General features: G+C 64.9%; 23 protein-coding genes and 1 pseudogene. 11 read left to right on the top strand and 13 right to left on the bottom strand.

The window, feature by feature from the left end:
- Positions 1-137: 137 nt before the first annotated feature.
- Together AC5RUO_RS01590 and AC5RUO_RS01585 are read left to right on the top strand one after the other, a co-directional pair.
- A complete protein-coding gene (locus AC5RUO_RS01590; RefSeq protein ID WP_494102623.1) occupies positions 138-605 on the top strand; it encodes an LpqB family beta-propeller domain-containing protein in 468 nt (155 codons plus the stop codon).
- Entirely contained in the window at positions 542-2,287 is a 1,746-nt protein-coding gene (locus tag AC5RUO_RS01585; RefSeq protein ID WP_494102622.1) for a DUF5671 domain-containing protein, read from the top strand. The genes AC5RUO_RS01590 and AC5RUO_RS01585 overlap by 64 nt, the downstream gene beginning before the upstream one ends.
- A gap of 3 nt (positions 2,288-2,290) precedes the next feature.
- On the opposite strand, the gene AC5RUO_RS01580 is transcribed toward AC5RUO_RS01585, so the two are convergent.
- Complete coding sequence (locus tag AC5RUO_RS01580; protein ID WP_494102621.1) at positions 2,291-3,034, bottom strand: GOLPH3/VPS74 family protein; 744 nt, start codon at positions 3,032-3,034, stop codon at positions 2,291-2,293.
- Positions 3,035-3,111: 77 nt separating this feature from the next.
- Between AC5RUO_RS01580 and AC5RUO_RS01575 the strand changes: the two genes are divergently transcribed.
- The 4 genes from AC5RUO_RS01575 to AC5RUO_RS01560 all read left to right on the top strand — a co-directional run bounded on the left by AC5RUO_RS01575 (position 3,112) and on the right by AC5RUO_RS01560 (position 7,591).
- Positions 3,112-3,471, top strand: coding sequence for a VOC family protein (locus tag AC5RUO_RS01575; protein WP_494051809.1), 360 nt, complete (start codon positions 3,112-3,114; stop codon positions 3,469-3,471).
- 32 nt (positions 3,472-3,503) lie between these two features.
- A complete protein-coding gene (locus tag AC5RUO_RS01570) occupies positions 3,504-3,977 on the top strand; it encodes a GNAT family N-acetyltransferase (protein WP_494009549.1) in 474 nt (157 codons plus the stop codon).
- A 366-nt stretch (positions 3,978-4,343) separates the two neighbouring features.
- Complete coding sequence (locus AC5RUO_RS01565) at positions 4,344-5,711, top strand: pectate lyase family protein (RefSeq protein WP_494009550.1); 1,368 nt, start codon at positions 4,344-4,346, stop codon at positions 5,709-5,711.
- On the top strand, positions 5,711-7,591 hold the full coding sequence (locus tag AC5RUO_RS01560; RefSeq protein WP_494102620.1) for a pectinesterase family protein: 1,881 nt from the start codon (positions 5,711-5,713) through the stop codon (positions 7,589-7,591). Before AC5RUO_RS01565 ends, AC5RUO_RS01560 begins: the two co-directional genes overlap by 1 nt.
- A 74-nt stretch (positions 7,592-7,665) precedes the next feature.
- On the opposite strand, the gene AC5RUO_RS01555 is transcribed toward AC5RUO_RS01560, so the two are convergent.
- On the bottom strand, positions 7,666-8,790 hold the full coding sequence (locus AC5RUO_RS01555) for a response regulator (RefSeq protein WP_494102619.1): 1,125 nt from the start codon (positions 8,788-8,790) through the stop codon (positions 7,666-7,668).
- Positions 8,791-9,003: 213 nt separating this feature from the next.
- On the opposite strand from AC5RUO_RS01555, the gene AC5RUO_RS01550 reads away from it, so the two are divergent.
- Complete coding sequence (locus AC5RUO_RS01550; RefSeq protein WP_494103357.1) at positions 9,004-10,035, top strand: matrixin family metalloprotease; 1,032 nt, start codon at positions 9,004-9,006, stop codon at positions 10,033-10,035.
- Between the two features lie 127 nt (positions 10,036-10,162).
- On the opposite strand, the gene AC5RUO_RS01545 is transcribed toward AC5RUO_RS01550, so the two are convergent.
- Positions 10,163-10,636 carry an SRPBCC family protein gene (locus AC5RUO_RS01545; RefSeq protein WP_494051813.1) on the bottom strand — a complete coding sequence of 158 codons (474 nt, stop codon included), beginning with the start codon at positions 10,634-10,636 and terminating at the stop codon, positions 10,163-10,165.
- 461 nt (positions 10,637-11,097) lie between these two features.
- Between AC5RUO_RS01545 and AC5RUO_RS01540 the strand changes: the two genes are divergently transcribed.
- On the top strand, positions 11,098-11,331 hold the full coding sequence (locus AC5RUO_RS01540) for a metallothionein (RefSeq protein WP_494102618.1): 234 nt from the start codon (positions 11,098-11,100) through the stop codon (positions 11,329-11,331).
- A gap of 320 nt (positions 11,332-11,651) precedes the next feature.
- On the opposite strand, the gene AC5RUO_RS01535 is transcribed toward AC5RUO_RS01540, so the two are convergent.
- The 9 genes and pseudogenes from AC5RUO_RS01535 to AC5RUO_RS01495 all read right to left on the bottom strand — a co-directional run bounded on the left by AC5RUO_RS01535 (position 11,652) and on the right by AC5RUO_RS01495 (position 19,122).
- The gene (locus tag AC5RUO_RS01535; protein WP_494102617.1) at positions 11,652-12,170 is read right to left on the bottom strand and encodes an OsmC family protein; all 519 of its coding nucleotides are present in this window, start codon (positions 12,168-12,170) and stop codon (positions 11,652-11,654) included.
- A 158-nt stretch (positions 12,171-12,328) separates the two neighbouring features.
- The gene (locus AC5RUO_RS01530) at positions 12,329-13,084 is read right to left on the bottom strand and encodes an SDR family NAD(P)-dependent oxidoreductase (protein ID WP_494009555.1); all 756 of its coding nucleotides are present in this window, start codon (positions 13,082-13,084) and stop codon (positions 12,329-12,331) included.
- A 9-nt stretch (positions 13,085-13,093) separates the two neighbouring features.
- Entirely contained in the window at positions 13,094-13,504 is a 411-nt protein-coding gene (locus tag AC5RUO_RS01525) for a GlcG/HbpS family heme-binding protein (RefSeq protein WP_494102616.1), read from the bottom strand.
- A 73-nt stretch (positions 13,505-13,577) separates the two neighbouring features.
- Positions 13,578-14,987 carry an MFS transporter gene (locus AC5RUO_RS01520; RefSeq protein ID WP_494102615.1) on the bottom strand — a complete coding sequence of 470 codons (1,410 nt, stop codon included), beginning with the start codon at positions 14,985-14,987 and terminating at the stop codon, positions 13,578-13,580.
- A gap of 64 nt (positions 14,988-15,051) precedes the next feature.
- Positions 15,052-15,864, bottom strand: coding sequence for a cyclase family protein (locus tag AC5RUO_RS01515; protein ID WP_494102614.1), 813 nt, complete (start codon positions 15,862-15,864; stop codon positions 15,052-15,054).
- 83 nt (positions 15,865-15,947) lie between these two features.
- Positions 15,948-16,157: pseudogene (locus AC5RUO_RS01510) on the bottom strand (tautomerase family protein); the annotation flags it as partial.
- A gap of 15 nt (positions 16,158-16,172) precedes the next feature.
- Positions 16,173-17,891: a GMC family oxidoreductase gene (locus AC5RUO_RS01505; RefSeq protein ID WP_494102613.1), complete on the bottom strand. Its 1,719-nt coding sequence runs from the start codon at positions 17,889-17,891 to the stop codon at positions 16,173-16,175.
- On the bottom strand, positions 17,884-18,492 hold the full coding sequence (locus AC5RUO_RS01500; protein ID WP_494102612.1) for a gluconate 2-dehydrogenase subunit 3 family protein: 609 nt from the start codon (positions 18,490-18,492) through the stop codon (positions 17,884-17,886). Before AC5RUO_RS01500 ends, AC5RUO_RS01505 begins: the two co-directional genes overlap by 8 nt.
- A 276-nt stretch (positions 18,493-18,768) precedes the next feature.
- Positions 18,769-19,122, bottom strand: coding sequence for an ArsR/SmtB family transcription factor (locus AC5RUO_RS01495; protein ID WP_494051818.1), 354 nt, complete (start codon positions 19,120-19,122; stop codon positions 18,769-18,771).
- Positions 19,123-19,663: 541 nt separating this feature from the next.
- Between AC5RUO_RS01495 and AC5RUO_RS01490 the strand changes: the two genes are divergently transcribed.
- Both AC5RUO_RS01490 and AC5RUO_RS01485 read left to right on the top strand, forming a co-directional pair.
- Positions 19,664-20,221 (top strand): hypothetical protein, encoded by a 558-nt coding sequence (locus tag AC5RUO_RS01490; RefSeq protein WP_494102611.1) that lies wholly within the window; start codon positions 19,664-19,666, stop codon positions 20,219-20,221.
- Positions 20,218-23,082, top strand: coding sequence for an ATP-binding cassette domain-containing protein (locus AC5RUO_RS01485; RefSeq protein ID WP_494102610.1), 2,865 nt, complete (start codon positions 20,218-20,220; stop codon positions 23,080-23,082). Before AC5RUO_RS01490 ends, AC5RUO_RS01485 begins: the two co-directional genes overlap by 4 nt.
- A gap of 511 nt (positions 23,083-23,593) precedes the next feature.
- On the opposite strand, the gene AC5RUO_RS01480 is transcribed toward AC5RUO_RS01485, so the two are convergent.
- Entirely contained in the window at positions 23,594-25,126 is a 1,533-nt protein-coding gene (locus AC5RUO_RS01480) for a DUF3604 domain-containing protein (protein WP_494102609.1), read from the bottom strand.
- A 176-nt stretch (positions 25,127-25,302) separates the two neighbouring features.
- Between AC5RUO_RS01480 and AC5RUO_RS01475 the strand changes: the two genes are divergently transcribed.
- On the top strand, positions 25,303-26,709 hold the full coding sequence (locus tag AC5RUO_RS01475; protein WP_494102608.1) for a sulfatase family protein: 1,407 nt from the start codon (positions 25,303-25,305) through the stop codon (positions 26,707-26,709).
- The last annotated feature ends 2 nt before the right edge of the window (positions 26,710-26,711 follow it).

The following is a 26,711-nucleotide window of genomic DNA, read 5'->3' as shown; positions in this document are numbered from 1 at the left end:
GTACGACGGCGGCGCCTCCCACCGTCGTACGCTTGCCGTGCCCGCCTTCCAAAGGCGTTCCGCGGGTGTTGAAAAGGTGACCAAATCGCTCCCGAAAGCCAACAGCCGATGTGCGTTCCATAGCCCATACTTGCGGCATGGATGGTGCAGCGGGAAAACCCGACCGGATCCTCGCGGTTCTGCTCGGTGTCATTGGCGTGCTGGTGGCCGTTGCGCTGGCCGTGGTGTTCCTGCGGGGTGACCCGAAGCCGCTGGACGAGAACAGCCCCGCCGGCGTGGTCCAGCGGTACAGCGCGGCAGTGATCGACGGGGACACCGCAGCGGGCAGCGCCTATCTGACAGAAGAAGCCCGGGCCCAGTGCGGCGACGGAAAATACATCGGCATGCCCCGTCCCGACCGGGTGGTCCTGGTGGACACCAACGAACGGGCGGATTCGGCCACGGTGACGGTCTCCATCGTCGAGTCTTCCGGCGGCGGCCCCTTCGGCCCGTCCGAGTTTGAATCAGAGGACTCCTTCTCGCTCGTGAAAGACGGCGGAGCGTGGAAGATCGCCGCGGCCCCGTACACCCTGCTTTCCTGCACCGGAACAGCGGCAAGGCCATGAACCTCCAGCTGCAGCCGGGGACCTCATCACTGTCCCACGCCCAGGTGACACTGCGCCGGCTGATCCTGTACGCCCTCCTGTTTGCCCTGGTGGCGATTGCACCCTCCGGCGTCAGCGGGCTGCTGGAACTCCTGTTCGAGTCCGCGTCCGTACTCGCCACCACCGATGCGCAGGGGCTCGCCGGCGGACTTTCCTTTACCCTGATCGGCGGGCCGCTGGCCCTGCTCCTGTGGTGGTTTCTGTGGCGCAGGCTGGACGAGGCGGAGCGCACGGCAACCGGCTGGGGCCTGTACCTGACCGGGATGTACGCGGTCTCGCTGATCATCGCCACCACGTCGCTACTGGAATTTACGGCCTCCTGGATCGGCACGTCACGGGCTCAGTGGGCGTCCCCGTTGGCCAATGGCCTGGTGTGGACCGCCGTCTGGGTCTGGCACCGCTGGATGTGGCAGCACCCGGACAAAGGGGCCGCCCACCTGGCGGACATCCGCACCACCATCGGAACGGTTTTCGGCCTCGTGGTAGGCACCGTCGCAGCCATTTCCGCGCTGGGCGGGCTCTTCGACGCCGCCATCCGCGGCAGTCTTGCGCTGACCGGAGCGGCGCCATGGTGGCATGCCGTGCTCCGGTCTGTTGTGTGGGCGGCCGGTGGAGGCGCGGTCTGGTGGTGGCACTGGATCCACGAGGACGGACGCCGGCTTCGGACCGGGCTCGTTGACGTCAGCACCATCGCCGTCGGAATTTTCGCGGCCGGGATCACCTCGCTGGGTGGAAGTGCTGTGGTGCTGTTTGTCCTCCTGAGGCTGGCCTTTGATCCCACCGATTCGACCGGTGACATCCTGGAGCCCTTGGCAACAGCCCTGGCTGCAGGCCTGGTCGGGGCGGTGGTGTGGCGCTACCACCGCGCGGTGGCTGTCGACCGTTCCGTTGAAAACCGGCGCGCGAGCCTCCTGGTCACCTCGGCTGTTGCCCTGGCCGCGGCAGCCTCCGGGATTGGCGTGATCATCAATTCGCTCCTGGCCGCAGCGGTATCACCGCTGGCCGGCGGCACGGAGCGGACCCTGCTCCTGGGCGGCATTAGTTCCCTGGTGGTAGGTGGCCCGGCCTGGTGGCTGGCGTGGAAACCGGACAAGCAGCCACGGAGCGCGGAGGCGATTCCGCCGGGGAGGCGGATCTACCTCATCGCGTTCTTCGGCGTGAGCGCGGTGGTGGCACTGATCGCACTGCTGGTGATTGCGTACCGGATCTTCGAGTTCCTGCTGGGCGGGGTGTTGGGCGGCAGCGTGGTTGACCGGATCCGCGGACCGCTCGGGCTCCTGGTGGCCGCCGGGCTGGTAGCCGGGTACCACTTCGCGCTGTGGCGGCGTGACCGCGCCCTTCTCGCCGCAGCCGGTCCCGTCCGCAAACGGATGATCGACCAGGTCACCCTGGTGGCCGGTTCCGGTTCCGAGGCAATGGAAAAGGCCCTCAGTGAGATCACCGGAGGTGCGAGGGTTACGGTGTGGCGGCGGGCCGACGACGGCGGGACGGCCCCGCCGGAGCCTGGCACCTTTCCTGCCACCGGCGAGAGCGTGGGCCGGCTGGAACAAGCCCTCGAGGGCATCACAGCCCGGCACGTCCTGGTGATCCTCGGCGCCGATGCCCGCGTGGAGGTGATCCCGCTGGAGGGAAGGGGCGCGTAACGGCTACAGGGTTGCGGCTTCTTCCTCCGCGAGCCTGATCATGCGTAGCTCGTCCTCCACAGCGCGGGCCGGCCAGTAATCCTTGGCAAGCTCGTCCGCCCACACCCTGTCCGCCGCCGGGAAGAGCTTGGGGAGCAGCCCGGCCGCCTCGAGCAGCGCGATCAGGGCCAGGGTCCTGGGTTCGTGTGCCTTGGCTGCAGGCTTTGCAGAGGCAGGGGCAGCGTCAGGAACTCCGGTGGCAGAGGCAGCGTTGACGGCTTCCGTGGAGTCCGGCACCTGGGGAGGTGCCGACGTATCGCTGAATGCGGCTTCGAGCTTTTTCAGCAGTGCCGCTTCCGGAGCATGGTCCTTCTCCGGATACCGCACGGTCTGGAAAACGCCCAGGTGCTTCTCCCCCACATGCTCCACGATGCCCCGGGACACCATTCCCTCGTAGACCCGCTGCACTTCCGCCCGGCCCTCCAGCATGGAAACCCAGGCCTTGGGCGTGTGCGGCCTTGATTTATGGCGAATGAGGTCCAGTTCGTGCTGGAAATCCGTGGCGGGGGTGGTGCCCGTGGCCCGGACGTGCTTTCCCTGCAGGCGGATAGCGCCGATCATGTCCAGCTCTGCGAGGATCGCCCCGGCCAGGGTGGTCCGCAGCGCGAACACCGGCACTTCGAGTTTTCCGTCTTGATCGTTCGTGGCCAGCAGGAGGAAGGCCTGGGGCAGGTTCAGCTCTACGGTTCCGGGTGTTTGGGCGTCCATATGACCATGGTGCTCCCGGCGCGCCGCTCCCACAATGCCCGCAGACAGGTTCTGCCCGGCCGGTTTAGGCTGGGCAGATGTTGACCATCGGCACCCTTGTCCTCGGCGTCAATGACGTCGCCCGCGCCACCGACTTCTGGCACGCTGCCCTCGGCTATGTCCCCCGCGAACCCGGTGACGACACCTGGGTAACCCTTGTTCCGGCGTCGGGCCCGGGAGCCCAGCTCTCGCTGATGCGCAGCGAGACGCCGGTCCAGGAGCACCCGCGCGTCCACCTGGACCTGTACGCGGATGACCAGGTGGCGGAGGTGGAGCGGCTGGTCTCACTCGGAGCCCGGCGGGTGGACTGGGACCTGTACCCGGAGGACCCGGACTTCCTTGTCCTCGAGGACCCCGACGGGAACCGCTTCTGCGTGATCGACAAGAGCGCGGGGTAGCTGCCCGGGCCGCTGCCGGTACATTGGAGACGATGATTTCGATTGACCGGGACGATCCCGCACGCGCTGACGTCCGCCAGCTCCTGAGCGAGCACCTGGCGGATATGTTAGCCACCTCGCCGGCAGAGAGCGTCCACGCACTGGACCACTCCGCGTTGTCCGCACCCTCCATCACGTTCTGGACCGCCCGCGAGAACGCAGCGCTGCTGGGGTGCGGCGCCCTCAAGCTCCTGGGACTGGCGCCTGGCGCGGCCCAGTACGGCGAGATCAAGTCCATGCGCACCGCGGCGGGCGCACGCGGACGGGGCGTTGCCACCCTGATGCTCCGGCACATCCTCGACGACGCCCGCGCGCGGAACCTTGAACGCGTCTGCCTCGAGACCGGAACCGAGGACTACTTCGCGCCCGCCCGGCGCCTGTATGCCCGGCACGGCTTCACCGAATGCCCGCCGTTTGCGGACTACTCGCTGGATCCCAACAGCGTGTTCATGGAGCTCCGGCTCTAACCGAGCCGGATGACAGGTCGAGGTCCTGCTCGACGGCGGTCCGGTCAGGACATGCAGTTCGTCCGGCTCGATGGCCCAAGCCAGGCGGTGGAGTGCACTGGCGGCATGACCGCGGGTGACTTCCCAGCGTGACAACGCAGGTTTGGGCGTCCGGCGCTGCCGCGGCGCGTGCGGCAGGGCGCTCTGGGCCCTGCCGTCCTTTCCGGCGAGGAAGAGTGCGATGAAACCTAAACTGTCCATACATCTGGGAAAACGCTTGCTGAGAAACCGTTTTCTCGGTAGTCTCCCTATCAGTGCCCGTACGTGACCGGCGTCATAGCAGCCGCGGCAGGGGCGCGAGTTCATTCCAATGACGGAAGAGAGAACATGCGAAAAAGCAGCACCTTATCCATGTCCGCAGCCGTGGCAGTAGCTGCAGCACTGATGGTCTCGGCTCCGGCCGGAGCGTCGCCCAATTCGGCGTCCGACCCCGCAGCCCAGACGGCACAGACGCCGCTGGAGCGCCAGGTTCTCGCCGAGGGGAACGGCTGGGCATCTGCCGGAACTGGCACCACCGGAGGTTCCGCGGCAACGGACGCCAACGTCTATGACGTCTCCACCAAAGCAGAGCTTCAGGCCGCACTCGCGGCCACCGGAACCGCCCCGAAAATCGTGCGGGTCCACGGAACTATTGATGCCAACACGGCACCCGACGGTTCCGCCATGACCTGTGAGAACTACGCCGAAGGCACCGGCTACAGCCTGCAGCAGTACCTTCAGGATTACGACCCCGCCACTTACGGGCGCAGCCAGGGTCCCGTCGGCGCGCAGGAAACCGCCCGGAAGGCAGCCGCCACTAAGCAGGCCCTGAACATCCGCATCGACATTCCCAGCAACACCACCATCGTCGGCGCCACCCCGGAGAGCACCATCACCGGCGCAGCACTGCGGATCAACGGCGCCAGCAACGTGATCGTCCGCAACCTCACGGTAAGGGATGCCCACGACTGCTTCCCGTCCTGGGATCCGACCGACGGCGCCGAAGGCAACTGGAACAGCGAATACGACATGCTCCAAGTGGTCAACAGAGCCACCAATGTCTGGATCGACCACTCCGAATTCACCGACGCCCCCAACCTGGACAGCTCCCAGCCGCTCTACTTCGGCCGCCCCTACCAGGTGCATGACGGCGCGGTGGACGTCACCAACGGCTCGGACCTGGTGACCATGTCCTACAACCGTTTCGCGGACCATGACAAGCTGCTCCTGATCGGCTCCACCGATTCACCCGGACGCGGCGACCCGGGCAAGCTGCGGGTCACCATCCACCACAACGTCTTCGAAAATGTGGGCCAGCGCGCCCCGCGGGTCCGCTTCGGCCAGGTGGACGTCTACAACAACCACTTCAAGGTGAACGCGGACAGCACCGTCCCCTACGGTTACACCTTCGGCGCCGGGTTCGATTCCCACCTGTACGCGGAGGCCAACGCGTTCACGTTGCCGGCCGGCGTGGAGACAGCGGACCTCATCACCCGCTTCAAGGGAACCGCGATCACTACAGTAGGCAACGCCGTCAACGGGAAGATCACCGACCTTCGCGCCGCCTACAACGCCGCTGCCGCGCCCGCGGACCAGCTGGCGGAAGACACATCCTGGACCCCGACTCTGCGTACGCAGGTCCACCCGGCGCAGGCCATCCCGGCCCTGCTCCAGAACAACACCGGACCGGTCTTCACCGCAGGAGGGGGACACTGATGGCCGCGATTCTGCCCACCCGGCGGGCTGTCCTCACCTCCCTGGGGCTGACCGCAGGGGTTATGGCCCTCTCCGGCACGGGCGTGGCCGGCGCAATCGCCAAAGCGAACACGGATCCAACCAAACCCCGCACCAGGCCGGTGATCTTCGTGGTCGGGGACTCGACGTCGTCGGCGTACCAGCAGTCCGAGCGGCCCCGCGCCGGATGGGGGCAGGCGCTGCCGCTCCTGCTGGGGCCGCAGGCCACCGTCTTCGACTACGCCTGGTCCGGCGCTTCCTCGAAGAGCTTTGCGGACGCCGGCCTGCTGGACCGGGTGCTGGCGCTGATGCAGCCGGGCGACTATCTGCTGATCTCCTTCGGCCACAACGACGAAAAGGTGGCGGACCCGGCGCGGGGCACGCTCCCGGACACCTCCTACAAGGAGTATCTGAGCCGGTACATCGACGGTGCCAGGGCCCGCGGGGGCAAGCCCGTGCTGGTCACCAGCGTGGAACGCCGCCGTTTCGATTCCTTTGGAACCGCCCAGGATTCGCACGGCGCCTACCCGCAAGCCGTGCGGGAACTCGCTGCCTCCACCGGTACCCCGCTGGTGGACCTGACGGCTTCCTCCAAGCAGCTGTGGCAGCAGCTGGGACCGGAGGGCACCAAGGAACACTTCCTCTTCCTGGCTCCGGGCAAGCACCCGCAGTATCCGCAAGGCTCGGAGGACAACACGCACTTCCAGGCCGCCGGCGCCCTGGCCGTTGCCAAGCTGGTAGCCCGCGAACTCCAGGCCAAGCAGATCGTCCCGCCGGGCTACTTCCTGAACATCGACGCCGGCACGGACCCCCTGCTCGGCATGTACTGGCCTGCTGAACGCCCGGTCGACCTCCCGGTGACACTCGACGTCGGACCGGGCCGGACCTTCGCGACCGTGCAGGCCGCCGTCGACTCCGTTCCGTCCAACAGCACCCAGCGGACCGTGATCCGAATCCATCCCGGCACCTACCGGGAGATGATCCGGGTGCCCAGCAGCAAGCCGCGGATCTCGTTCATCGGGCAGGGCGGCAGACCGGAGGACGTGGTGCTGGTCTTCAACAACGCCTCCGGCACACCCAAGCCGGACGGCACGGGAAATTACGGCACCTCCGGCAGTGCCTCGGTCCGGATCGATGGCCCCGACTTCGAGGCCCGGAACCTGACCATCAGCAACGATTTCGACGAGGCCGCCAACATGGGCATGAAGGACCGGCAAGCGGTGGCGCTGCACATCACGGCCGACCGGTCCGTGCTGTCCAACGTCAGGATGCTGGGCAACCAGGACACCCTGCTGGTCAATTCGCCGGGCACGGGGGTCCCGGCCCGCTTCTACTTCGACAAGTGCTATGTGGAAGGGGACGTGGACTTCATCTTCGGGCGCGGCACTGCCGTTTTCAGCGGCTGCGAGATCAAGTCTTTGGACCGCGGTTCGGCGACGAACAACGGGTACGTCACGGCGGGAAGCCAGGACCTGTCCATCAAGTACGGCTACCTCTTTGACCAGTGCCGGCTGGTCTCGGATGCTGGAGCCAACAGCGTCCACCTGGGCAGGCCGTGGCACCCCGGCGGCGATCCCCGCGCGGTAGCCCAGGTCCTGGTCAGGGACTCCTGGCTCGGCGCCCACATTTCGGGGACGCCGTGGACGGACATGAGCGGCTTCTCCTGGCGGGAGGCGCGGTTCCACGAATACAACAACAACGGCCCCGGCGCGCAGGTGACCGCCTACCGCCCGCAGTTGCCCGCAGGCGAGGCGGGCAACTACACGGTCCGGAGCTATCTGCAAAGTACGGACGGCTGGGCGCCGCAGCTCGCCGGCACCGCGGCGGACAGCAGCTTGGTGCCAGTGGCCGCAGGCGCCTAAGCCGGGGCGGACGACGGCGGGACCTCCCGCCGTCGTCCGTTCCCCTTTATCGCTGGCGGGTGGAAAGGTGCGCCCTACGGCGATCCGAGGTAGATGCTGACGGTGGTCCCGCCGATGGGGCTGGGAGAAATCTCCAGCCTTCCCCCGTGGGCGGCAGCGATCCGGGCGCAGGTGGCCAGGCCCAGCCCCGTGCCGGCCGGATCGCCGTCGCGGTGCAGGCGAACCAGCGGTTCAACCACCTTGCGCCGATCCCCGGCGTCGATGCCCTTGCCGTTGTCCTGTACCCGCACTGCGACGCCCGCTCCAGCGGCGTGGCCCGTGACGGTGATGACCGGGGGAACTTCGGGACGGCGGTAGGCCACGGCGTTCTGGATCAGGTTCTGCAGGGCCACGCGCATCTGGCTTTCGTCAGCGTCGAAAGCGAAATCCTCACAGTGCACCACGGCATCGGCTTCCCGCAGGCCCAGCCGCAGGTCCTGGGTGACTTCCTCCACGAGGTTGGCCAGCGAAAGCCGGGCCCTGGACAGCGAACCGCCGATGGAAGCGAATGCCAGCAGCTCCTCGACCATGGACAGCATCCGACGCGCGCTGCCACCCACGATTTCCAGGTACTCGGCCGCCTCCTCGGTGTGGCCGGATTCTGCGTCCGTGGCACCCAGCTCGACATAGCCCAGGATGGACGTGAGCGGATTTCGAAGGTCATGGCTGACCCGCCCGGTGAATTCAGCGAGCCGTTCATTGCTATCCTTGGCCTCATCCAGCGCGTCGGCCAGGGCGTGGTGGACTGCTGTCACACGCCGGGCGGCCAGCAGGCGCGTGTGAAGGACGAAGGGGTCCAGCGGCTTGCTGATGTAGTCGTCCGCTCCGGCCCGCATTCCTTCCAGCACGTCCTCCTGCGCGCCATGGGAGGTCAGCAGCACCACGTACGTGTAGGAACTTGCTTCCGAGGCCCGGATGGCGCGGCAGAGGTCAAACCCGTTGAGCCCCGGCATCACCAGGTCGCTGACTACCACCTGCGGGCGCCACTCCTGGAACAGCTGCCATGCCGTCGCGCCATCCGCGGCCACGATGCATTGGTGCCCGTACTTCTCGACGGCGGCCTTGGCCACCAGCAGCGATCCTGCATCGTCGTCGGCCACCAGCACCGTCATTGATGCCTGGGGATCGTCCGGCACGCCGGGAGCCTTTACGGCTGCCATGTCAAGCGCAGGCCTTCCCGTCGCAGTCCAGTTCGAATCAAGTGCCATGATGCCCCCGGCCATTCATCGTCATGCACGGCCACCCAGCGGCCCGCTGGTGCTATCGTCCCACGGAAAAAGCCCTGCCGGGGCGGCGACGGTGCGTTTGGCGTTATGACACTTTCCTCGCGGCTGTGACGAAGGGCCACTATGCTGAGCGGACCATTGAAGGAGATGGTTTGGGGGAACAAGGGGGCGCTGGTGGCAGCAGGTTTTGGCGGGAGCAATTCTTCGGGGGGGCGCGGCAACCCGGGCGGAACCCCTGGGGTACGGCGGTCCCCGAGCGGACGCATCCCCCAGTGGGCAATTGACGAGGCCCTCGGAAAGCTTGATTCGCCTGATCCCTGGCGGACACCTCCCGCAGCAGGCACCGGAAAACGCCGCGGTTTCCGTAGAACAAGACCGGCGCGCACCCGCAGGTGGAGCTCAAGGACAGCCACCGTCCTGGGCCTCGCGCTCGTGGTGGGCCTCTACTTCACTCCCACGCTGTTCAACAGGTTCGTCCTCTCGGCAGCGCTGCCCCATCTGCCCGGCTCCGAGGTCCCTCCGCCGGGGTTTGAAGCCGCATCCTCTCCACTGGGTGTCCCTGCTGCCACCACCGGCTCATCGGCCTATGTCCTGCAGGAGTCGCCGGACCCCGGCCAGCCCTTTGTCGCCTACGACCCGTGCCGGCCCCTCCACTACGTGGTCCGGCAGGACTTCGCGCTGCCGGGATCGGAGCAGCTCATTCATGAGTCTGTGGCCTCCGTGTCCGCTGCCACGGGGTTGCAGTTCGTGTTCGACGGATCCACCGATGAGGCGCCCTCGGATACCCGCGATACCTACCAGCCCGACCGCTACGGCAAGAAGTGGGCCCCGATCCTGATCGCGTGGTCCACACCGGAAGAAACACCCGGGCTGGCGGGAAAAATTGCGGGAACCGGCGGCAGCTCAGCCATACAGGTCGAAGGCGAGCCCTACGTCTACGTCACGGGCCAGGTGCATCTCGACGCGCCCGGCCTGGCAGAAACACTGGCATACCCGGACGGCCCCGCCCTGGTAAGGGCGGTCATCATGCACGAGTTGGGGCACGTGATCGGGCTGGACCACGTGGACGACCCCACCCAGCTGATGTACGCAGAGAACTCCGGGCAGCTGGACTTCGGCGCAGGCGACCGGGCGGGACTGGCCTTGCTGGGGACCGGAGAGTGCGTCCCGCAGCTGTGACCTGTGGCTGGGATTGCCTCGAAGGCAGCCGGGACAAAAGAAAAACGGACGACGGCGGGTGGGCACCCGCCGTCGTCCGCTTCCTGTTTGTGGGGCATTGCTTCCCCAACTGGTCCCGCCGGCACTCCTAGAACTGCCCGGTGGGGCCGGTGTCCTTGACTTCGCCGCGCCAGCCACCGGTTTCGGTGCCGCGCGACTCAATGAAGGCCTTGAACTTGCGCATGTCGGCCTTCACCTGCATCTCGTCGATCTTCAGTGCCGCGCCGGCTTTTTCGGTGACGGTCTCCGGGGCCCATTCGAAGTGGACCCTGACCTTGGTGTGGTTGGCATCCACCGGCGTGAACCTGATGATGCCGGCGTGGGACTTGCCGTCGGTGCTGCGCCAGGCGATCCGGTCGTCAGGTTCCTGGTCAACGATTTCGGTATCGAATTCCCGTTTTACACCACCCACCTTGGTGACCCAGTGGTTCGTCCGGTCAGTCAGCTGGGTTACGGATTCCACACCGGACATGAACTGGGGAAAGGATTCGAACTGGGTCCACTGGTTGTACGCGGTCCGCACCGGGACATCGACTTCCACGGTCTCTTCGACGTGTTCCATCTGCTTCCTCCTTCTGACGGGCGGCAGCAACAGCGGACTGGCAGCATTTGCCTTCCTGCCAGTCAGGCAGCCGCCACATTTGCACCATAAATCCGGCCGCTGCCCGTGTCCAGACCCCGAACGACGGCGGGTGGGCACCCGCCGTCGTTCCCTTACTGAGGTGCCGGCCTTACGAGCTGAAGGGGACCTTTTCCCAGCTCAGGACCTCGGCGCCGTCCGAGCTGTTGCCTGCGACGCTGAACCGGACGTAGTTGGTGGCGTTGGCGGAGTACTCCTTGTAACAGCAGGGGATGTTCGCAGTCCAGCGATGGGAGTCCAGGCTGCGGCGCCTTGTGAGACTTCCGGCTACAAAAGAACGGCCAAGGTCGCACCGGTTCCAACAGCGTGAACACCAAGCGTCGTTAGCTGCTGAATGGAGGGGTGGCTGAACCGCCCGTCATCGACGAGGGAGTGTGTTGAACATGGCGATCTGCGATACCTGCGGAAACGATTACGACAAGGCCTTCACCATCAGTAAAGGCGGCCAGTCCGGAACGTTCGACAGTTTTGAATGCGCCATCCATGCCATGGCACCTGTCTGCAGCCGCTGCGGTTGCCGGAGATTAGGCCACGGGGTTGAGAGCGCCGAAGGCATGTACTGTTGCGCAAGCTGCGCCCGTCATGCCGGCGCGACCGAGGCTGCCGACCAGGTCTGAGCGCGACCGAGGATGCCGACCGGCCAGTCGAACTCTCCTCAGTTTTTGTCTGGCCAGTTGTTTTCTGGTCAGTCTGCCCACCGTTAAGCGCGGCCTCAAGCTTTTTCAGGAGGCCCGCTTCAGCGCATGGACCTTCTCCGGGTACCGCATGGTCCGGAACAGGCCCAGGTGCTTTTCGCCGGCAGGTTCCACGATTCCTCGATCGCACCGAACTGGCCCAGCTCGGCAGGTATTGCCCCTGCCAGAGCGGTTCGAAGGGCATATACGGGAATATCGGGCTTGCCGTCTTTGTCATTTGTAGCCAGAAGGAGGAATGCCTTCTAGACTTCGGTTATTTGGACCTCGAGCTCAACCGGAACATGGCGCCGAACCGCATCGTCCACAGGGCAATGGTTCAGCCCCCACGTGATAACTTCCCGGACCGCTCCTTCGTCATCGTCCGAGGCTGCATGAACTATGACTTTCATGCTGGCAGGACCAGCAGGGACTTCCTCCGTAATCCCGAGGATGCCCCGGTCATCAGACTCGCTGTCCACGTCAACCTTCAAGCCTGACAAAGCCACCCCCTGTTCGGCGGCGCGCATCATGATCAAGGTGGCGGTGCACGACGCGTAAGCTGCACGGAAAAGCCAACCCGGCGACGGCGCCGATGCCGTTCCACCGACCCCCGCCACCATGTCCGTGACGAGCGATGCACCGTCGACTCCGGTTACGCGGACCCGGAGGCCGTCCTCTACGACGGCGGACGCAGCCGAGTCCCGGTAGCGGGCCTCGTCAGGGTGGGCAGTCAGGTAGGCCTTGACGGATGCAATCGCCTCGGCAATCCGTGATTCGCTCATCTGCTCTCCCTCGGCAGGTTCATGTTTGACCGGGACTTCTCGCACCCATCATTCCAACCACTTATGTGCAGCATCACGGTGCTCTAATGCTCGACCTTCGGTTTTCCATGTTCGTGGCAGCCGCGGCCCTCATGACAGTGGCCGGCTGACGTTTGATGCTAGTACACGCCCCCGTCCACCACGAGCGCCTGGCCGGTCATATAGGAGGAGCCTTCGGAGGCGAGGTATACGACTATCGGCGCGATTTCCTCAGGCTTTCCTTGCCGGCCCATCGGGACGATTTTTTTTACGACGCGTTCCTGTTCCTCCGGTCCGCCCATGTAATCGATCGCGGGCCTGTTGAATGGGGTGTCTATCCATCCGGGGCATACGCAGTTGACCCTGATCCCGTGCGGCGCAAGCTCCGGGGCCAATGCCTTGGTGAAGGCCACGATGGCGCCTTTTGACGCGGCGTATGCGGTCAGGCCCGCGCCTCCCTTCACGGCAGCCAGGGAAGCCATGTTGATGATGGAACCGCCGCCCTGGGCGCGAAGGACAGGGACGGCATGCTTGATTCCGAAGAAGCAAGAACGGGGGTTTACTGCCATGAGCAGGTCCCATTGGGTCTGATCGAACTCGGTTATCGGGCCCGAGCGCTGTGCTCCTGCGTTATTGAAGAGGATGTCAAGGCCGCCCAGTGCCTCTACTCCCTGCTGGATGAGCGCCTCGACGTCGCTCTCCTTAGTCACGTCGGTCTGGATGAAGTGCGCTGCGCCGCCCTGGTTACGGATCTCCTCGACGGTGCGTTGACCGTTCTCCTGGTTGATATCCGCTACGATAACCGCCGCACCTTCCCGGGCGAACATCTGGGCGGTGACTGCCCCGATGCCCGTAGCGGCACCGGTGATGATCGCCCTTTTTCCTTCGAGCTGCATCCAGTCCTCCTAAGGCTGCTGGCTGAACGCTGCGGCCGCGGCGGCCGCTATCTCGTCGTCTTGATCCACGGTGCCGCCGGCGACTCCAACGGCCCCAACAATCTCACCGCCGATTTCCAAGGGCCGTCCGCCTCCGAAGGTAATGAGGGGACGCTGGTGTGTGTGCTCTAGGCCGTATAGAGGCTGGCCCGGCTGGGTCAACGGCCCGATGTCTTTGGTTGCCATCTTCATCGAACAAGCGGTGTAGGCCTTCCCCGCCGAAATCTCGGTGCTGGCCAAGAGTGCATTGTCCTGCCGTGCGAAGGCCAGGAGTTCGCGTCCCGCGTCGACGATGGCCACGCTGGAAGGGGAGCCGATCTCCCTGGCCTTGGCCAATGCTGCGTCCAACGCCTGACGTGCCTGCTCGTAACTCATTCCCATCGGTTTCTCCTCCTTGTTCATCGGATCAGATCAATGACATGGGCCTCAGCCCGGGGGCGGCAGGTAAAGGGCCTCACTCTTGGGGAAGTCCCGGCCGCACATTAGTCCGTTCGCGGGAGACCAGGGCGCGGTCACGGTCCTTGAAGCGCCCTACCGTTTCGCGGGTGAACAGCGCGATGAGGATTGCAGAGATGAGCGAAACAGCCACGAGGAAGTAGAGGGCGTAGAAGTATCCCGTTTCATTTGCGAATCCTCCTCCAAGTCCGATCAGCCATCCGATGACGAGGGGGGAGACACCTCCAAGGTAAAGGAAGAACAGGAGGATCGAGTTCGCAGTCCCTACCGCGCCTCTCTCTGCGGAGTCCGAGCCGAAGGCGTAGAGGACAGGGAAGATGGCATTCGTGGCCAGGCCCGCGATGAGCTGGACCACAATCAGCACGGTCAAACTCACCGCAGAGAACCGCAGCAGGTAGAGGCCGAGTGCCAGCCATGTGAACGCGATGATCAGACTGATCTTTCGTCCGATGTAGTCGGAGACAATGCCCCAGAAGATCTGACCAATCCCGCCGGTGATGGTGAACACGGCACTGTAGGCGGCGGCTTCCGCGAAGCTGAAGCCGCCCACGAAGGCGATATATGCGGGCAGCCAGAAGCTGATCCCGGTGTAAATCATGATCCCGAACATGGATGCCAGCGCCGGAACCAGGATGTTCGGATTAGCCAGGCTTCGGCGCAAGGCACCGGGTTGGGCGTGCTGCTGCTCTGCGCCGCCGGCTCCAGCGGCGAGAGGCTTCGTTAGCCCTGCCGCCTGTGTTTCCTCTTCGAACTTCCGGTAGCGTTTCGGGGAGCTGTACCACCACCAGCTGATCCAGATGGGGATCATCGCCAGCGGGATGATCAGGAAGACGTAGCGCCAGTTCTCGGGGCCGAAGGTTGCCAGGATTGCCCCCGTAGCGATGGCGCCGAGACCCGTTCCCCATGGATAGGCGGCGTGCTGTATCCCGAGTGCCAGACCCCGCTTCTCCACCGGGTACCACTCGACCATTGCGGTCACTTCGACCGCTTCGCCGGCGCCGCCGAAGGCATTTTTGATCGACTGGATTACGACGACGTTCCAGATCGTCTTCGTCAGCGCGGCAATGCCGGTGAGTATGGAGAACAGGAAATATCCGGCCGCCACGATTGCGTTGCGGTACTTGCGTGCCCAGCCGTGCCCGCCCCGGTCGAACCAGGCGCCGGCCGGAATTGCCAGCGCTGCCGTGGCCACGGTCACGATTGTGCTGACGATGCCTGCCTCCTCCGGTGACAGCTCGAACTCTTCAACCATCGGTGGCAGCACGTAGTAGAAGATTTGGCGGGTATTGGCGTTCATTGCGTAGACCAGCCACAGGAAAATGAGCGCCCCGACCGCGGTTGCTGGAACGCGGCCTCGGTTCCTGGGAGTTGCCTGCTCCGGCCCGCCGGCCGGCTGTTCCGTTGCCATTTTGCCTTCTCCTCTCAGGTCAGGCTGTCACCGTGCTGTTGTTGGTTGGATGGAGATCCGGGTCTCATGCTGGAACCACCGCCAGGGGGCGGACCGGGGATCCTGTCACGCCGACCATTTTCAGCGGGAGGCACACGAAGAGGAACTCCTGGTGCCCGGATGCGGCAAGCCCTTCGAGCTGGAGGTTTTCAAGAATGTAGATTCCGTTTTGGACTATGAGGACCACGTGGCCGGGGAGGCTCCCGCGCTGGGGATCTGGCTGGGTGGAGTCCCAGGCTACGTTGTCGGCTCCTACTGCCTGCACGCGCTGTCCGGCGAGCCACTCGGACGCTTCAGCGGAGATTCCCGAGCCCCGGAGGTATGCCTCGGGGTCTTGCCACTGTGATCCGTCTCCGGTTCGTACGAGGACGACATCACCTGCTCCTACCGAGACATGCTGGACGGAGGCGGCTGCCTCCAGCTCATCCGCCCCCACCGTGGTGCCTTCCGGGAGCCGGTCCACTCCCCGGTACCGGGGGACATCGATGAGGACTCCCCGGGTGACCATGGGTGCGATGGTTTCCACCCCGAGTTCGCCGAAACCTGCAGGAGTCTGCACCTGCGCATCCACTTGGCGTCCGCCGAACATCTGCAGGCCCAGAGCCTGGTGGCAGAGGGCATCAATGTGTGTCCCGGAGTGTTCAGCGGCGATGATCAGGCCCGAGGCGCTGGTCCTGGGTTCACCTGTTCCGGGTTCGTGCCTGCGGTGGAGCGTGTATACGAAGCCGGGACGGTGTGCAGCGAAGATCGGGGCTCCTGCGTAGCGGGGCTGCTCAAGGTCATAAAGGGTGGCGTGGCTGAACGACGTGAGCAGCGAAGCCACCGATTCGGCAGTCATCTCACGACACTTCCCGCGTCACCTCTCAGAGGGGATAACGCCGGTGAATAGTTTCCCGATACCCAGGCCATAAGTAGCATCTGTTATGCCTTCTCCGGATTTGATAGTTCGTCAGCCAAAAGCTGGCCGCCCTGTCCCCAGCTTTCCGGGTCGATCTCATCAAGGATGACCACCACTCTTTGCCGCTTTGAGCCCAGGACCCCAGTCACGGCGTCGGTTATCGCCTCGATGAGCCGGCGCTTCTCCTCGATCGAGCGGCCTGCCCGCATGTGGACCTGTACGACTGGCACTGCCTTGCACCTCTCCGGTCAGCTGCTACGTACTTCCCCTGCGGCCTTCGCTCCGGCCTCCGCGCGAAGGTGATCGGCTGCAAGGTAGGCCAGGGCGTAGATCGTCAGGGTGGGGTTGTAGGCGCCGTAGGTGGGGAACTGTCCCCCGCCCAGGACGTACAGGTTGGGCACTGTGTGGCACTGGCCGTAACGGTCCACCACCGAGGTACTCGGGTCATCACCCATGCGATGAGTCCCCACCTCGTGGGTCGAGACGTGGTACGGCGGGGCGCTCGGCGCCTCCCACCACCCGCGCATTCCCATTTCGCGGGCGATCTCGCGCTTCTTGCCCTGCATGAACTCCACGTCCTGTTGATCTCGGGCCGTCCAGTCATGGGTGATACGCAGCGCGGGCTGACCGTAGGCATCCTTGACCTTCGGATCGAGGTCGCAGAAGAATTCCTCGCGCGGGAACGTAGCGGTTTGATGGTACATGCTGAAGGTGCGGCGGTAATTGTCCCGCATCCAGTCTTTGAACCCCGGCCCGAATTTAGGCGCGGAATCGGGCATGTTCCTGGTGGCTTCCACCGGCTGGACGTCCCCGCCAAAGCCAATGATGGGGCTGCCCCAGACCGCGCCGTCCCCCGTGACGAGCTCCGAGGTGTAGTCATCCACGACGCTGGTCGCAACTGCGGGACCAGCGAACGGGTTGCTCCAGTCTGGCAGCGTTCCCGTGAACCAGCCGTAGTTGTGCGTCATAAAGTACTTGCCGACGATGCCGTTCCCGTCGATGCCCGAAGCCAGCAGGAGCCGCGTGTTCTCTAGCGCGTACGCCGACAGGACCACGTACCCGGCGTCGATCTCACGTTCCTCTTCCCGAACAAGGTCCAAGTAACGGACCCCGGCGGCCCGTCCGGCCGCGTCCCGCTTCACCTCGAAGACCCGCGAATAAGGGCGGATGTCGAGGTTCCCGGTCTCCAGGGCCCTGGGAAGGAGCGCCACTGCGCTGCTGGACTTGGCACGGACGTGGCAGGGGTAGTCCCTGCAAAAACCGCAGTACACGCAGGCGCTTCGCCCCTGGTACTCCACCGAGTTCACCGCGGCCGGGGCGGGGAACGGGTGTAGGCCGAGCCGCTTTGCTGCTTCGGAGAACGGTCTGTCCCCGGCCGTCATACGCAGCGGCGGCATCGGATACTCCCGCCTTCGTGGTGGTTCGAATGGGTTGCCCCCGTCTTGAATCTCCCCATTGAGGTTGCCGGCCTTACCGGCCACTCCGATCTCGTACTCGGCACGCTCGTAGTACGGTTCCAGCTCGTCATACCCCATCGGCCAATCGACGATGGCCGTATCCGCCACGGCGTCCTTTCCGAGACGCTCGATCAGCGTTGACCGGAGGCGAAGCTCGGCGTCCCGGAACCGCCAGGCCCAGGCCGCCCAGTGGATAGTTCCACCGCCCACTCCGATGGACGGAGGGACGAACAGAGGTCCGAGCGCAAGCGGCCCTGAGGACCACGGCAGGACTTTTCCGGTCGTGTCCGCGTTAGGCCGCCAGGTGATGGGATCGCTGGCCATATGAGGGGAAATTTCCTGACGGACGAAGTACCGCAGCTCGTCGTGCTTGACCTCGACATCCTCATCCGCATAGCGCGGACCCTTTTCCAGGGCGACGACGCGCATTCCGGCCTGCGCCATCTCATTCGCCAGCACTCCGCCGGCAGCTCCCAGACCGACGATCACTATGTCAGCATGCTCAGCCACGATCAGGCTCTCCCTTCCGCTGCTCTCGCTCGTTCCGCAGATCCTGGAGGGTTACGATCGGGAGTGCGGAGGCATCAAACCCGTATCGCATCTCCTCCTCGCCGTAACCCCAATGGGCTCCGGGGAAGCCCAGCAGGCGCCATCCGACGGCGTTCCTGTTACCCCCGTACGCCGGATCCCCGAACGTGCCCTCGACCACGTGCTGCCGCACGACCGCAAAGAAATATGGCAGAAATCCGATGCCGGACATCTCCTCACCCGCAGCCTCCGAACGTTCGGCGGCAACGGCAGTATCCAGCCCACCCTGGGCAAGCCGCTCCAGGACGGAGTTCTGCTCGCCTTCGTCAAGATCAATGAACCTGTGGCCCTGTCGCTCACGGCAGCTGCTATCGAGAGTGGCAAGGCCAGCACGGTACAACCGCTGCAGGTGCCGGTAGGGGCCGGCCAGGGCCCGGTCAATGTACGTGACAGCTCCCGCCTCGCGGGCCCCGGGATCATCCTCCGAACCGGGAATTATCAACCCCGCCAGCACATCGAGGGTCGCCGCCTCATGGGCGTTGAGGAAGGTGATGGCACCCGAAGAGCCACTCATCGCGTTCATGGACAGCGCCTCCTTCAGCGTCGTCCGCGTCGCGTCAGGATAAGGGCGGTGGCAATGGCTGCTCCGGCACTACCAGCAAAAGGCCCGGACGAGAGGTTTGCGCGGTGCGTGGCTACCAAAGAAACACGACAGCGCCGGCGCACCTATCGGATATGATCAGAATTTTGCTCCCCTCCAAACCATAAGTCAACAGACCGCAAGACGAGGTTCTGACTGACTCTCACGGGGTCTGCTATCCGGGGCAAAAGTCTGAAAGCGCGTGAGCCAGGGAGCCAGTCAATCACCTTCAGACTCGACTGCGAGGCGGGTGCCGGTGTAGATCAGGACTTCCTCAATCAGCCGGTTCAGGTGTCGGTCTTGAATGGAGTAGATAACATTGCGACCGACTTTGCGGGCATCGATAAAGCCGCTCCGGCGCAGCTTAGCCAGATGCTGGCTCACAGTGGTTCGGCCGGCTCCGGTGGCCTCGATCAGCTCCGAGACCGTGGCCGGTCCGGCGGTCAGCGCCAAGAGCAGCTGCAGCCGCGTTGGTTCGGCGAGCATCCGCAGTGTGTCGGAGGCCATCTCGACCCGTCGCCGGTCCTGTCCGACCGGGTGCCGGACGCCTACTGCCCGCGTCGGTTCGGTCATAGCGCGCTTGCTTTCATCAATTGGACAAAGGCAGCTGGGTCGGCTGCGACCAGCCGGGCAGCCGCTGCTGCCGATGCCATTATCGCAAGATTGGATCCTACCTGCGGAGGGCAGTTTTAACTATGCGACCCTCCACGTACCTGTGGGACGGTCTTCGCCTTCCGGTTCTTGCCGGTGGACAGGGAGGAGCAGGTACAGACAGTCACGATATGAGCCAGGAAGCCGCACGTTCCGGCAGACGACGGCGGGACATCCCATCAGGTCAAGGTCGTTGAACGGGTGGAAGTTCATGAACGCGGTGTTGGTGGCCCAGAGCTCACCGTCCAGGCGTGCCTCGGAAAACTCCTGCAACGGATTAGCATCAGCATCGAGGGGTCTGCCAATGTGGAAACGTCCCAAAGGAACACGGCGGACGACGGCGGAACCTCCCGCCGTCGTCGGTGCTGTTCCGCGTGGGGCGTCCCGCCGGCTGACGTGAAGCCTGGCGTCACACAACGTGGCGGCATCCCGATCCTGACTGGCCACGCCCTACCCTTATCAGGTGACTTTGACTAACATCCGCACCGCCGCCGCGAGCTCCCTCGCCGCCGCAGGTCTCCTGTTTTCCCTCGCCGCCTGTTCAGCACCGGCCGCCACCCAGCCCGCCACCTCCGCACCGGCCACCACCGCCGCGGCGTCGTCCGCCGCAGCCTCTGAGAACTGCGACGGCGTGCAGGTCATCGTGGATTCCGGCGCCCTGAAGCAGGATGCAGCCGACACTTCCACCTGCGTGTCCGCCACCGAGCCCACCGTGGCATCTGAAATTCTCGCCGAGGCAGCCATCAAAACCGAGGGCACCGAGCAGTACCCCACCGAGCTGGTCTGCCGGGTGAACGGCGTGCCCGCCGCGGACCTCGACATCACCCACAAGGCCGGCACGTACCGCGAAGAATGCAAGGGCATGCCGGCCGCTTTCGCGTACTGGTCCCTCTGGGTTAAGCCAGCCGACGGTGAGTGGGCCTACGCCCAGGAAGGCCTGTCCACGCTGAAGGTTAGCCCCGGCGAGAGCCTGGAACTGCTCTACACGGTCGACGGCGAACCGGCCGCACCCAAGGCATGACCTTCCGACCCGCGCCGCTACGTGCTGGGGTGGCCCTGGCCGCCATCTTCATCGCGGCGCGGGTCATCTACCGCGTCCTCTTCAACGGCGCCAGCAGGGGCGCCCCGGTCCTGCTCGACCTGCCGCCGGTGCGGCTGCCCGCGCCGTACGCGCATGTAGTGCTCTTCGGCGCGGTCACGGGATCCGGCCTGTGGGAGGCGGTCCTGTCCGCCCTGCCGATTGCCGGCATCATCCTGGGCTTCGGCATCCTCAACTCCTTCGTGGACGTGGCCCGCGGCTTCGTCCACCTGGCCCGCGGCGGCCCCATGCAGGGGATCGCCCGGATGCTGGTGGTGGCGTGGGCTGCGCTGCCGGCCCTTGCGGACGCCGTGCACTCGGTGCGCCTGGCCTTCCGGCTACGGGGCGAACGCTTCGGGCCCCGCGCCCTTGTTCCCGTGCTCGAGCGGACCCTCGAGCACGCCGGCCGGGTTGCCGCCGCCCTGGAGCTCCGCGGGTTTGGCAGCCGGGTGTCCCACCAGCCCGCACGCGGCGCCCCAGAAGCGGTCCTGATCCGGGACGCGCACTTCCGCATCGGTGAGGCGCAGGTGTATGTCTCCGAATTCGCGCCGCCACCCGGGTCCATCACTGTCATCACCGGGCCCACGGGTTCCGGGAAGTCCACCATCCTCCGCGGCATCGCCGGGCTCCTTTCCCATGCCGACGGCGGCGAGATCGCCGGCACGGTGCGCGTGGCCGGAGCAGACCGCGCCGCCACTCCCCCGCGCGATACCGCACGCCTGGTCGGCGTCGTCCTGCAGAACCCCCGCGCCGCCTTTGCCAGCACCAGGGTCCGGGACGAAATCTCCCTCGCTCTTGAGCTGCGCGGCGTGCCGTCCGAAGCGTCGAAGGCACGGGTGCTGGAGGTCGCGGAGAGCGTCGGGGTGACCGCGCTGCTGGACCGCAACCTCAGTACCCTCTCGGCAGGTGAAGCTACGCTTGTGGCCATCGCTGCCGCCGTCGTCGAACATCCCGCCCTGCTCCTGGTGGACGAGCCCCTGGCCGACCTCGACACCGCAGCCCGCACACGCGTCACCGCCGTGCTGCACGCCCTCGCCCACGACGCAGGTGTCTGCGTCATCGTCGCGGAGCATCGCGCGGAGCCGCTCGTGCCCGTCGCCGACTCCTGGTGGACCATCGACGACGGCACATTGATCCCAACTGCAGGGGTCCAGGGTGCCACGCCGTCCGCCTCTCCGCGGCCTGCTGACGTCCGCCCGTCCCCGGCCGAGCAGCCGCAGGACGAACCTGTTTTGGCGGCGGCGAACCTCGCGGTGCACCGCAAGGGCCAGCCGCTGGTGCGCGACGCGTCCCTCACCCTGCACCGCGGCGAAGTGGTGGCCCTGGTGGGGCCAAACGGCGCCGGAAAGTCGTCCCTTCTGGTGGCGCTCGCCCTCCGCGAGGGTAAGGCCGGTGACGGTATCAGCGGGAACATCTCCTCCGACGGCGGCCGGGTGGCCCTGGTGCCGGACGCCTCGGACGACCTTTTTACCCGGGACACCGTTGCCGGCGAGCTCCGCGCTGCTGAGCGCCGCCTTGCACGCCGAAAGGACGGCGGCCAGCCCGCCTCCGGCTTTGCGGCGTCCCACCTTGCCCGGCTGCGGGGAGACGTGGCAATCCCAATCGCGCACGAGCATCCCCGGGATCTTTCAGCTGGCGAGCGCCGGATCCTGGCCATCGCGCTGCAGACCATGGACGATCCGCAGGTTCTCCTGATCGATGAACCCACCCGCGGGCTTGATCCGGCGGCCCGCACGGCAGTAGCCGCAACACTGCGGGCTGCGGCGGACGCGGGCGCGGCCGTCCTGATCGCCACCCACGACCTCGATTTCGCGCAGCGTCTCGGCGCCCGGATCCTGCCGATGCGTGACGGCGTCGCGCCTACACCTACCGTCGAAGCAGCCCCGTCCAGTGCCGCGGCAGCCAGCGCCGCCCCAGCACGCATCGCGGCACCGCAGTTCACGGACCGGCGGACGGAGCTTCCCGGTGCCGTGAAACCGCGCCGCATCCAGCTGCCGCGCGCCGTCGAGCTTCCGGTCCTCGCGGCCGCGAACCTGCTGGCGCTTGGTGCGTTCTGCTGGCCGCTGCTCGCCACGGCCCTCCCGCAGGATGCCGCCGCAGCCGTCCCATACGCAGCGCTGGCCATCGCACCCCTGGCCGCCATCGCCGTCGTCCTGTCCCTCGACGGGTCCGTCCGCTCGGCACACATGGTGGCGCTGCTCGGCGTCCTGGCAGCCGTCGGTTCGGCGGTACGGGTGGCGAGTACCGGCGTCGGGGGCGTGGAGGCGGTCTTTATCCTGCTGATCCTGGCCGGCCGCGCGTTCGGTGCCCGCTTCGGCCTCCTGCTGGGCGCCGCCACCATCGCCGTCTCCAGCGTGCTGTGGGGCGGGATCGGGCCGTGGACGCCGTTCCAGATCTTCGCCTGCGCGTGGGTGGGTGCCGGGGCCGGCCTGCTCCCCCGGCGGGTGCGCGGTAAGGCGGAGCTGTGGATGCTGTGCGGCTACGGCGCGGTGGCGTCCTACTTGTTCGGCCTGCTGACCAACCTGTGGTTCTGGCCCTTCGCCGTCGGCGCCGGCACGGGCATCTCGTACCAGCCGGGGGCGCCGCTCAGCACCAACCTGTCCAGCTTCCTGCTGTACTCGCTGGTCACGTCGACGGCGGGCTGGGACACCCTGCGCGCCATCACAACGATCGTAGGGATTACGGTCATCGGGCGGGCCGTGCTGGCCGCGTTCCGGCGGGTGAAGCCGGTCGCCGGCCCGGGCGGACAGGGCGCGCAGGCTTCGTCCGCGCAGGCCAGGGACCGGCTGCAACTCGAAGTCTGAGGACACCTGATACCCATGAATCCCACCAAGCCGTGGGGATAGCAACTCCCGTTGTCCAGGCGGAGGAGGCGCCCAGGTTGACGGAATATCCATTATCGGCTTCTTAAATAGGCAGGGGAGTGCCATATCTCGGCACCTAGACACCCTCTTCCATGGTCCAAATACCGTCCGCCTCGTGTACAGGCAGCTGAACCAGAATGGGCGCGCCCTCAGTCCTACCCGGCCCTGAACCTTTCCAGCATCGGCGGGAAACGACCTTGGGCCCAGGCCGTCATGGGATGCCCGACCGTGACTCGACAAATAATTACGTGTTGGGTTTGGTCACAGCAGCCATTTGAACTGGGCGGTCTGGTTACGGAAGGAATAGTTGAGTTGTTGCCGCCGGTTGTGGGAAGTCGATCTGATCGGTCGGCTTCATGGAATTGGGGCGCGTACGGGCGTCCCCCCTGTCAGGGCGGTGACCTCGGTGGTTTCGTGATCCCAACTCCGCCGATGATCATCCTCACCACGTCTAAGAGTCAACCCAGGTTGGAGAGCTCCATGCGTACTGATCGTTGTGTTGCCGAACCCGTACGTAGTACCAGTCGCGAGGTCCTCCAGTTCCGGAGTCCAGGAGTTCGAGTTGCACCTGCCGGCTGCTTCGGGGGGAGGCCCGGTGGAGGAGGATCCCGCCGGAAAGAAAACCTCCTGTATATCCGGCTCGCGAGCCCTGCAGAAGTTCTGCGATTGAGTGCCGCATCTCGACACCGTTGAATCTACCGAGGAGCACAGTGTCGTCATCCCCCCTTACGTGCAGTGCAAGTTGCTGGGTTGCATCCGTCGTGACGGTGGGATTGCCCCTCGTTTCGGTCGAGAAGATTAGGCGATGATCGTCAATTTGCCGCCAGTCGGAGAAGCTGCACGTGCCTTCGATTGAATCGCTGGGAGCCACGACGTCATTGCCATGCAGCCGCGGCTCAACAGCGGTAATGCGCCCTCCAAGGACTTCGAGTTCGACGTCCCATGCTGTTTTGACTCCGACTTCTCCCCATCCGACAGTGACTGAGAGCACTCCGTCAAAGTCCTCGTCCCTGGTTCCTGCTGGAGACGTTCGCGCAATAACTTCCCCGTTACGGACCAGCTCCACGTAATCGATGGCGTCGCCGCCCATCACATCTATTGCGATCTCCCTTTTGTCGTTGCTGAGGATCTCCGAGCCCATGGGGGAACCGTTGACACTCGTCGCCACCATGATGCGGTCGCCGGTGGCTGCGTAGGTGCGTCTTGCCCGGAGGGCGTTCCAAATGCCATCCCGCGTAAGCTCGTTTGCCCACACCATTGCTCTTCCGTAGCCGTGGCTTCCCGGATGCGCACTGTGATGGTCGGTCGATCCAATAAAGCCGAAAATTCTGCCTAGGTGGAGGCCGTACTGGGCTGTGCTGGCTGTATCCCTTGGACCCATGGTGTGCAAATATGGCCGTGGTGCCAGGTCGGACTCCCCGCATCCGTGCATGGAGAGCATTTCAACGACCGGGGAAAACTCCTCATTGTACGTTTCCCAATTGATGCCCCGCCGGCCCGACTTGTAACCGATGTGATGAGGGATTGCGAAGGCATCGATTCCGCTCCTCTTTAGTTTCCTCAGCTCACGGCGAAGCTGCTCCAGGCTACGAGCGGAAGCCGGAGACAGCGGCCCTTGACCCGATTTGTAGTAAATGCAGTGGTCACCGTATTGCATGCTGTGCCACTCGAAGGAGAGCAGCGTGACGAATCGGCCGTCCTCGTGGACCGACTCGGTAACTTCCTGAACGCGGTCCCATTCGTCACGCAGATGTGCGAATCCCCTGCTGTGATACTCACGCACGTGAGAGGGGCGATCAGGCATATCGTGCCAGCTGGCGTGACCAGTGACGCTGGCAAAATCGAGCTGGAGGCGGGCATTGACGTAGGCTTCTTCGAGGCTGCCATGGCCGTAGCTGATGTCACAGTGATTGTGAATATCTCCCGCGTAGGCCAACATGCCTGCGTAGGCCTCCAGCGAAGACCCCACTCGCGCTAGCGCCATAATCTGCTCCTAGCCTGGATCAGGAAAGCCGCAAAGGGTTAGTCCAAACGATACTCGCGTCCGCCTTTCAGTAATTGGCCCGACGAAGTTCCCTTGGCACTCCGGGACCTACCAGGAGTTCGCCGGCGCCGTTACAATCCAAAATCAATGGCGTAGAGCCTACTGAAGGGAGTCCGGTGCACCGCCGACCAAACGTTCTCTTCATTTTGAGCGATGATCAGGGGCAGTGGGCCCTCGGTTGTTCAGGAAACAATGAGATCCTCACTCCGCATCTGGACGCTCTTGCTGAACGTGGTGCCCGCTTGGAGAATTTCTTTTGTGCCTCACCCGTCTGCTCACCGGCTCGGGCGACCTTGCTCACGGGGGCTGTACCGTCCGGCCATGGAGTACATGATTTCCTCGTGGGGCATGAGGCGGGCGAAGCGGGAGTCGATTTTCTCGAGGGCCAGCACCTGTTCACGGCCACCCTGGCGGAAAACGGATACCGTCTTGGCTTCGTCGGGAAATGGCATCTTGGTGCCAGTGACCTGCCGCGGGCCGGGTTTAGATACTGGTACGCCTTGCAAGGCGGCAGCAGCGACTATCACGAGGCAACGATATACAGGGGATCAGCTAAAGAGACTCCCCTTGCCTATCTCACGGATGTCTTTGCTGATGAGGCTATCGCCTTTATAGAAGCGAGTGCCAGAAGCCCGGAACCATTCTTTTTATCCCTCAATTTCACAGCCCCGCACAAGCCGTGGACAGGCCAGCACCCGGAGCGCTTTGAGCGGGTGTACAGGGATTGCAGCTTCGAGTCCTGTCCGCAGGAAGGACCACATCCCTGGCTGGCTACGAAAAATGGCGCGGCTATTGCGGGCGAATCCGATACCAGGGCTGCCCTGGTCGGGTACTTCGCAGCTGTCACCGCCATGGATGAGGCTGTCGGCAGGGTTTTGAACCGTCTGCAGGAACTCGGCCTGGCGGAGGACACCTTGGTCGTTTTCTCGAGCGACAACGGGTTCAACTGCGGCCACCACGGGATCTGGGGAAAGGGCAACGGAACTTTGCCTTTAAACATGTACGACTCATCGGTAAAGGTTCCCGCGATCTTCGCCTTTCCTGGCAGGATTCCAGAAGGCCAGGTCCTGAGCGACCTAGTGTCCGGCTATGACATGGCGGCGACTCTATTGGAGCTGGTGGGTATTGATTCATATGAGTTCGAGCAGGGCCCTGGCAGAAGCTTCGCGTGGCTCCTAGCTAATGGCTGGAGTGCGGCGGAACGGCGCCCGGTTGTGGTGTTTGACGAATATGGCCCCGTCCGCATGATCCGTACCCATGATTGGAAGTACGTGCACAGATACCCTCTCGGTCCACACGAACTCTACGATCTTCAGTCGGATCCCGACGAGAGGAGAAACGAGATCGGCAACCCCAGCAATGCTGGGCAAATAGCCGATCTGCGCCGACAACTCCATTCTTGGTTTTCGCTTCATGCAACTGCGCAACACGACGGCTGCTGCCTCCCGGTCAGTGGCGGCGGGCAAGCAGAGATGGTCAGGGAGGATCCCCTCAATGCATTTATTCCACGGGAGATCTCGTAGTT

This window comes from Arthrobacter sp. Y3221087 (assembly GCF_059089905.1).
Note: the sequence above shows the minus strand (reverse complement) of the source record. Positions and strands in the feature narration are given on the sequence as shown.